At 71.5% G+C, this 7,875-nt stretch carries 6 protein-coding genes and 1 pseudogene; 3 read left to right on the top strand and 4 right to left on the bottom strand.

Features of this window, described 5'->3' with window-relative positions; translation table 11 throughout:
- Positions 1 to 61: 61 nt before the first annotated feature.
- The gene (locus tag VF794_RS31890) at positions 62 to 1,801 is read left to right on the top strand and encodes a serine/threonine-protein kinase (protein WP_331116887.1); all 1,740 of its coding nucleotides are present in this window, start codon (positions 62 to 64) and stop codon (positions 1,799 to 1,801) included.
- A 6-nt stretch (positions 1,802 to 1,807) separates the two neighbouring features.
- Here the strand turns inward: VF794_RS31890 and VF794_RS31885 are convergent, their stop codons facing one another.
- Positions 1,808 to 2,575: a transglycosylase domain-containing protein gene (locus tag VF794_RS31885; RefSeq protein WP_331116886.1), complete on the bottom strand. Its 768-nt coding sequence runs from the start codon at positions 2,573 to 2,575 to the stop codon at positions 1,808 to 1,810.
- A gap of 57 nt (positions 2,576 to 2,632) precedes the next feature.
- On the opposite strand from VF794_RS31885, the gene VF794_RS31880 reads away from it, so the two are divergent.
- Positions 2,633 to 3,325, top strand: coding sequence for an NAD-binding oxidoreductase (locus VF794_RS31880; protein ID WP_331116885.1), 693 nt, complete (start codon positions 2,633 to 2,635; stop codon positions 3,323 to 3,325).
- On the opposite strand, the gene VF794_RS31875 is transcribed toward VF794_RS31880, so the two are convergent.
- Positions 3,322 to 4,923, bottom strand: coding sequence for a WD40 repeat domain-containing protein (locus VF794_RS31875; RefSeq protein ID WP_331116888.1), 1,602 nt, complete (start codon positions 4,921 to 4,923; stop codon positions 3,322 to 3,324). The two genes, VF794_RS31880 and VF794_RS31875, sit on opposite strands and share 4 nt — an antisense overlap.
- A gap of 2 nt (positions 4,924 to 4,925) precedes the next feature.
- Positions 4,926 to 7,109: a penicillin-binding protein activator gene (locus VF794_RS31870; protein ID WP_331116884.1), complete on the bottom strand. Its 2,184-nt coding sequence runs from the start codon at positions 7,107 to 7,109 to the stop codon at positions 4,926 to 4,928.
- A 300-nt stretch (positions 7,110 to 7,409) separates the two neighbouring features.
- Here VF794_RS31870 and VF794_RS31865 point away from each other — a divergent pair, with 300 nt between their 5' ends.
- The gene (locus VF794_RS31865; protein ID WP_331116883.1) at positions 7,410 to 7,619 is read left to right on the top strand and encodes a hypothetical protein; all 210 of its coding nucleotides are present in this window, start codon (positions 7,410 to 7,412) and stop codon (positions 7,617 to 7,619) included.
- 18 nt (positions 7,620 to 7,637) lie between these two features.
- On the opposite strand, the pseudogene VF794_RS31860 reads toward VF794_RS31865, so the two are convergent.
- A pseudogene (locus tag VF794_RS31860) lies at positions 7,638 to 7,875 on the bottom strand (hypothetical protein); the annotation flags it as partial.

Here is a 7,875-nt window from a genome sequence, read left to right as displayed (position 1 = left end):
GTGCTCCCTCGGCTGCTTGTGGGAATTGGCCTCGGGTCTGCTAGCCTGTGGCCATCTCCCGATGTTTGACCCCCGTCTCTGCGAAACTTGTGGTCTCGCCGTGCCGACAGACACGGACGTCTGCCCGCGCGATGGCACCATGCTGCTCGGCCCTCCTTCGACGTCGCCCTTCGGTGACGAGACAGGAGGCTCGCGACGCACGTCGCCCGGGAAGACCGTCCACTTCTCGGATGACTTCTCCCCACAGGATGCCCTCATCGGGCTGAAGCTCGGTGAGTACGAGCTGCGCCAGCGCATCGGCGTGGGCGGCATGGGCCTGGTGTACGACGGCATCCAGCCGCTGATCGGCAAGCGCGTGGCGGTCAAGGTGCTGCGCCCGGAGCTCGCCGCGGCCGAGGAGCAGGTGGCGCGTCTGCTGGCCGAGGCCCGCGCCGTCAACGCCATCCGCCACCGGGGCATCGTCGACATCTTCGGCTTCGGCCAGGTCCCCGACGGCCGGCAGTACATCATCATGGAGTACCTCGAGGGCGTCGCCCTCGACGCGCACCTGGCCGACAAGGGCAGGCTGCCGGTGCCCGAGGTGCTGGACATCCTCGACGAGGTGCTCAGCGCGCTGGGTGCCGCGCACGGGGCCGGTGTCGTCCACCGAGACCTCAAGCCGAGCAACATCTTCCTGGTGCAGCAGCCGGACGGCTCGCGCTACGTGAAGCTGCTGGACTTCGGCCTGGCCAAGATGGGCCTGCCCACCGGGCGCACCGCGCAGACGCGCACGGACATGGTGGTGGGCACCCCGGAGTACATGGCGCCCGAGCAGGCCCGCGGTCAGCCCGTGGGCCCGATGACCGACCTCTACGCCCTGGGCGTGGTGGCCTTCGAGATGGTCACCGGCCGGCTGCCCTTCACCGGCACCTCACCGGTGGACCTGCTGATGAAGCACGTGGACGCACGGCCGCCCAGGCCCTCGGAGTTCGTCCCCGAGCTGTCGCCCGCGCTCGACGCCTTCGTCCTCCAGATGCTCACCAAGGACCCGGAGGCACGCCCCGGGTCCGCCGAGTCGCTGCGTCGCCAGCTCCAGCGGCTGCGCGACACCCTCGCCCACCCACCGGCCCAGGTCTCCGTCCCCGCGAAGCCCGCCGTCCCCGAGCCCGTCGTCCAGGCGCACCCGGAGCCCCCGCCGACGCCTCCCGCGCCGCCCGCGGTGATGTCGCCCGAGCCCTCCACCGAGGTCGTGCAGTCGGGGGCCCGCTCGCCGCTGCGCCGCCTGCTACCCGTGGGCCTGGGGGCCCTCGCCCTGGTGGCCGTCGGAGGAGTCGTGCTCGCCCTGCGCCAGCCGACGCCCACCCCGCCGCCGCCCCAGGCCACCGTCACGCCTCCGGCTCCGACGCAGCCCCAGACGCCGCCTCCGGCCCAGCCCTCCACGGGCACGGCCCAGGTCCAGCCCTCCACGGCCACCCCCCCGGCCACGGAGACTCCCGCTCCCTCCCAGGAGAAGCCGGACAGCGGCACGGCGGTGGCGCAAGTGCCCCCCGGCAACCCGGTGGACCCGACGCCGACGAGCCCGAAGGAGGAGAAGGTCCCCCGGCCCAACGCCCCCACCCGGAGCGCGCTCCTCCAGCGCGCCCAGAAGCTGGAGCGCAAGGCCCACGAGCTGGATCAAGCCGGCAAGCTGCGCAGCCGCGCCACCTTCACGATGCTCGGCGAGCTGCGCAAGAGCGCCGAGACGGCGGGCAGTGCCGAGGAGCGCCGGGACGTGTCCGTGAGGATGACCTCCTTCGAGAAGATGTTCCTGTCGCCCCGGTGAGGGGCTTCAGCGCAGGCAGGCCACCGGCTGGCCCATGGCGCGGCGTGCCCGCTCCTCGGTGACGAGCTTGTAGCCCGCCAGGTCCGTCAGCAGCACGTCCCGGTTCTGCCGGATGAGGCTCGCGTTCTTGCAGAGGCGGGCCGTCCGGTAGAAGCCGTGCGGAGGCAGGATGAGCGACAGCTCGGCCAGCTCCGCCAGCTGGAGCGTGCCCAGCTCGCGCCCGAGCACCTTGTACGCCGCGTCCTCCACCCCCACGATGCCGCGCTCGAAGTAGAGCGCGGACAGGTCGTAGGCCAGGAGCTGATCCTTCTGGAGGAAGGTGTGCAGGCGGTGGGCGGCCACCACCCGCTCCAGCTTGCCCTCGATGCCCAGCGCCCCCGCGAGCCGCATGGCGAGCAGGCGCTCGCAGGCTCCATCTCCCCGCGGCTCGGAGCCGAGGGTGGCGTACGAGAAGAGGCGCCAGGTCCACTTCGGCCCGTCCTCGCGCGGCGTCTGGAAGTAGGTGGGGCACCCGAGCTGCGCGATGTAGAGGGCCACCAGGTCCTTGGGCAGACTCGCGAAGTCCGGCCGCTTGTAGGTGATGGGGCGATTGTGGTCGGCGGTCCCCGCCCGCAGGCTCATGCGCTCGCCCTCGATGGAGTGGCGCAGCTGCGTCTCCACGTCGAACTCCGACTCGAGCTGGGGCAGCTTGCTGGCCGCATGGAAATACACGGCCGGCAGCACCACGCCCGCCAACCCGATGAGCAACAGCACCAACCAGAGCAGGGTCTTCACGCCCCCAGGTTATCAAAGGGCGACGGCGACCCGGGTCCAGGTTAAATCAGAGCCGTCATGACCGACTGGCACCCCACCACCGTGGCGGCCGTCCTCCCCGCGACGGAGGACCTCACCGAGCTCATCCTGGACATCGGCGGCACTCCGCTGGTGGGCACGCACCGAACTCCAGGACAGTACGTGCGCCTGGCCTTGCCCGAGGTGGGGGAGAGCCCCTTCGCCATCGCCTCGCCGCCCGAGCCCTTCGGTACCCGGTGGGAGTTCCTCCTCAAGGGGGGCAGCGCGCTGGCGGATACCCTCATGCGGCTCCAGCCCGGGGCCCAGGTGCACAGCAAGCGTCCCGAGGGCCGTGGCTTCCCCCTCGTGCAGGCCCGCGGCGGCAACCTGCTCCTGTTCGCCACCGGCTCGGGCATCTCGCCCATCCGCTCCGTCATCGAGAGCGTCCGCGCCGAGCGGAGCGCCTACGGGAGGGTGATGCTGTACTTCGGCGCGCGCACCCCCCAGGCCTTCGCCTACGAGGACGAGCTGCACCACTGGGAGTCCGCGGGCATCCGCGTGGTGCGCACGGTGAGCCAGCCGGGCGCGAGCGGCTGGCAGGGGCTCACCGGCTACGTGCAGGCCCACCTGGGCGAGGTGCAGGTGGAGGACACCCTGGCCTTCGTCTGCGGCCAGTCGGGCATGGTGCAGGAGGTCATCGACGCGCTGCGGGCCCGCGGGCTGCCCCGCGAGGCCATCCACCTCAACTACTAGCGCCGCTCCACCGTGGGCAGGGTGTAGCCCACCGAGAAGAGGGCCGCGGAGGGGTTGCTCTCCTGGTTGCCGGTGGCCTTCTGTGGCGTCCACGCGGCCACACCCACCAGCCGCCCGTCCGCGCTGAAGCGCACCCGGCGCACGGACCAGCCGAAGCGACGCTCGTCCACCGGGTCCTCCTGGCCGTCGCGCCACAGGTAGAGCCGCTTGTCCCAGCCACCGCTGGCCAGCGCGCGCCCATCCGGGGAGATGCTGGCGGTGGCCACCACGCCCCGGTGCCGCGTCCACTTCTGGAGCACCTTGCCCGTGGCGGCGTCCACCAGCGCCGCGGCGTTCTGCTCGGAGAACGGCTCCTCGACGCCCTTCTTCTCGCGCTCGTAGAGGGTACGGGTGCGCTCGGCGGGAGTCTCGGAGAAGGCCACGCCCAGGCGCTGCCCGGCCGCGTCGACGGTGATGTCGTTGACGTGCGCCTCGAAGGAGAGGCTGGTGCGCATCGCGAGCATCAGCCCCCGCGACTCCCGCCCCGCTGGCTCGGACTCGGGCGCCTTGAGGGTGAAGAGCGCCTCGATCGTTCGCTCGTCGAAGGCCACGGTGACGCGCTCGGAGAAGGGCGCGCCCAGCACGCCCGTCACCCCCTGGGGCAGGCATGCGTCGCACACCGCCACGTCCACGCCCTCCAGCTCCAACCCCTTGAAGCGCAGGCGCTGGCCACGGGCCACCTTCGCCAGATGGGAGCCGAGCGGCGAGGGCAGCGCCACCTGCTCCTCCAGGAAGGCCGTGTCGATGCCGGCCGTCGCCGCCGCCTGGGTCCCCAGCACGATGGCGGGGGTGCGCGCATCCAGCGCGAACACCACGGGCGACTTCCCATTGACGAGGCCCCCCACCACGGCGAAGCCCCCGCGCCGCTCGAAGTGCACGCGCGTCTGATCTCTCCGCAGCACCTGCTCGGGTGTGTCGAAGACGCGGATGCGCTTGTCCCAGCCTCCCGTGTACAGCGTCCCGTCCGCCGCGAAGGCGAGAGCGCTCACCCGGTCCGTGTGGGGCCGCAGCTCCGAGGAGAAGCCCAAGTCCTCCACCCGCAGCGTGGTGACGAGTCCCCGGGCACTGCCCACCACCAGGTAGACGCCCGACGGGTGGAAGGCCAGCGTGGTGAGGGGCTCCTCGAGGCGCACCTGGGCCTTCTGCTCGCCCGTGGCCGCGTCATGGAGACGCACCGTTCCGTCCCAGCCCGCGCTCGCGAGCCACCGGCCGTCCGCCGAGAAGGCCAGCGCCTCCAGGTCGAACTCGGAGGGGTTGACGCCCTTGTCCACCACGCGCGTCGGCGTGGGCCGCAGCGACCAGAGGGCGAGGAAGTACTCGCGAGCGCCCAGGTGCGTGTAGGCCACGTGCGCGCCATCCGGCGAGAACGCCAGCGTCCAGACGAAGTCCTTCCGGTCGAGGACGGCACCGTCCTCGAGCCCCACCACCTGGCCCGCGAGGTAGCCGCCCGGAGTGGCCTCCAGGAGGGCGACGTCCGGAGCCGTCTTCGTCGGCGCGGCGTGCTTGCAACCCGCCAGCGCCAGCAGTCCCACCACGGCGAGCGCGCGCGGCGCGAGCATGCTCACGAGCCCCCCAGCGCCGCCGTCTTCTCCGGAGGCACCTCGTTGATGCCCTTGTTGTCCACGGAGAGGAGGAACAGGGGCTTGCGCGCCTCGCGCTTGTCGTCGAAGGACGTCTTGCCGGTGGCGCCGTCGAAGTCCTTCAGGTTGACGAGGGCCTCGCGGAACTCGCCGCGGCTCTTGGGGGCCTGCTTCTCGAGGATCTGCCGCACCATGCGCGCCGTGTCGTAGCCGTAGGCCTCCAGCAGACCCGGGTCGCCGTTGTGGGCCTGACGGTAGGTCTTCACGAAGCGCTGCGTGGCCGGCCGCTGCGAGTCCACGAAGAAGCCGTCCACGTACACCGAGCAGGTGACGAACTTGCCCCCGCGCTCGATGAGCTCGGGCAGGCCGCTGGCGCCCTTGACGCTGCTCCACGCGTTGGTGCCCAGCAGCATCACCGTCTTGAGGTCCTTCTTGCCCGTCGTCTTGCGGATGCGCTCCAGGTCGCGCGCGTCGCACGCGTTGGTGACGATGTCCTCCACCGCCAGCGCCGGAGCCACCAGGCTCACCCGCTTCCACTCGTCGGGGATGAAGATGGCCTCGAAGTCGATGATGGGCTCCACGTTGCCCTTCATCTTCTCCATGGCCTTGCGCTTGCGGAACGCGTCCTGCCCGGTGGTCTGCTGCTGCACCTCGCGCACGCCCTCGATGTAGTCGAGCCGGTCCTCCAGGTAGTAGCGGCCCACCAGCTTCTTGGCCTCGTTGGTGAAGGTGGTCTGGTCGTGTGCGTACGCCTCGGCGCCGCGCACCTGCCCACCGTTCTCCGTCACGTGGTCCCAGAAGTCGTTGGCCAGCTCCACCCCGTAGGGCAGGTTGGGGTAGAGCATCGCGAAGCTCTTGAACCCCTTCTGCTTCATCGCGAACTCGGCGATGGCGCGCGCCTGCGCCGAGTTGGTGAGCATGTTGCGGAAGACGTAGGGCCCGATGTCGGTGATGCCCTCCAGGCGCGTGAGGGTGATGAGCGGGACCTGGAGCTCCTCGGCCACCAGCGCGGCGCGCCGGGCATCATCCGAGACGATGGGACCCAGCACGACCATGGCGCCCTCGTCGAAGGCGAGCTGCTCCATGGCCTGCCCGGTGACGTTCACGTCGCCCTGGGTGTCCTTGACCACGAGCTCCACGTCACTGCCGGACAGCCCCAGCTTCACCCCGCGCAGCACCGCCTCGCCCACGGCCTTGTACTTGCCGGACATGGGCAGCAGCAGGCCCACCGTCTTGGGCTGCACCTCCACGCGCCGGGTGGCGCGCGCGAGCAGCTCGCGGGCCTGACCGGCGAAGGGGTGCGCGGGCGCCTCGGCGAGGAAGCGATTGAGGGTCTCCTCCAGGCGCGTCCAGTCGCGCAGGTGGTAGTAGATGCGCGCCAGCTTGAAGGTCAGCACCGGCCAGGCGGGGTTGGACGTGGACAGCCCCTCCGCCACCCGGGCCACGTCCATGAAGCCAGCACGGCCCTCGACGAGCTGCTGCACCCGGGCCGCCGCGGCCTGCTGCGCCTCGGGGCCCCGCGCATCGCCGGCCAGGTCCACGGCGATCTGCAGCGCCTGTCCGAAGAGGCCCGCCTTCTCCGCGGCCTTCGTGGCGTCCTCGAGCAACTGGGTGCGCTCGGGGCCCTCGGCGCGCTCGGCGAGGCTGTAGAGCGTCTGGTAGGCGTCGCGGTAGGCACCCACCTCCAGCGCGGCCCGGCCCAGCCGGCGCTTGGCGTCCGGGGCGTTCGGGTGGAGCGGGTTCTCGAAGAGCAGCTCGTTGAAGGTCTTGCGCGCGTTGACGTAGTCCTGCGAGTCGTAGAAGACGACGCCCGCGCGGTAGAGCGCCTCCTGGCCGGCGGTCGTCTCCGGGTACGCCTTGCGCACCGCGAGGAAGGCCTCGGCGGCCTGCTTACGAGGCGCCGTCTCCGCCTGCTGCGCGGCCCGGGCGAGCGCCTCGTCCGCCGCCGCGTCCTTACGGACCTCGACGGTGGGTTTCTTCGGGAAGGGGTCGCCCTGGGGGACGTCGTTCTGTCCCTGGGAGGAGGAGCCGGAGGTGTTGCCGGTCGTCGTCCTGGAGCCACCGCCCGTGGCGGAGGGCGTCTTGCAGGCGGTCATCAGCAGCGCCAGCGCGCACAGCAGCGCGCGGCGCGGGGAGGGGCGGACATCCATGGTGTGGGCGTGCATAGCAGTGGGGAACGCCTCCGTCGACAGTCGAGCGGGCGGAACATTCCCCCCGTCACCCCATGGGTCCTGCACCCGACGTGCCCCACCCCGCCTCCCTGGGGGAAGCCCGGGAAGGGGGCCCCCGGGGTGTGGGCTCCGGACCGCGCCGGGTGTGGCCCCTGGCGCTCGCCCGCCTGGGGGAGGGTAGGAAGGGCGAGCCCCCGTATTGGCCTCTGGAAGGGGTTTTGCTTGGGACGGAGGCATTGCTTCCCCTGTTCCCCGTCCCAACCCTAAGTGCTCAGACCCTCACGGGAGACGGCGATGCCAGGGAAGAAGCGGACGAGCGAGGGTTACGGGAGCACGAGCGAGCAGCGACAGCGCAACCTGGAGGGCGATGGCTTCGAGGAGCGGGCGCCCCACACCCCCGAGGAGAGCGAGGCGGCCCGTGGCTCGCCGGACAAGGGAGGGCGCGTGGTGTACGTGGACACCATGGAGGGCCGGCCCGGCAGGGGCGAGCCCGACTCGGAATGAAGCCGGGGTGCTCCCCGACTAGCCCGGGCGGCGAGCCACCGCGAGGTCTCTCAGGCCCCGCGCGCCGTTGAAGAAGAAGCGGATGTCCGAGAGGCCCGCGGCCCGGAGCATCTCCTCCAGCTCGTCCGGCGTGAAGTTGTCCCCCCCGGTGCTGAGCAGCATGAAGAGCGACAGCAGCGCGGGCAGCAAGGGCCCCCGGCGCTCGGGGCGGAACAACGTCTCGCTCACGAGCAACAGCCCCCCCGGGCGTAGCAGG

The sequence above is a fragment of the Archangium sp. genome, assembly GCF_036389735.1.
Lineage (GTDB): Bacteria > Myxococcota > Myxococcia > Myxococcales > Myxococcaceae > Archangium.
The sequence above is the reverse complement of the archived record's forward strand: the minus strand, read 5'-3'. Positions and strand labels throughout refer to the sequence as shown.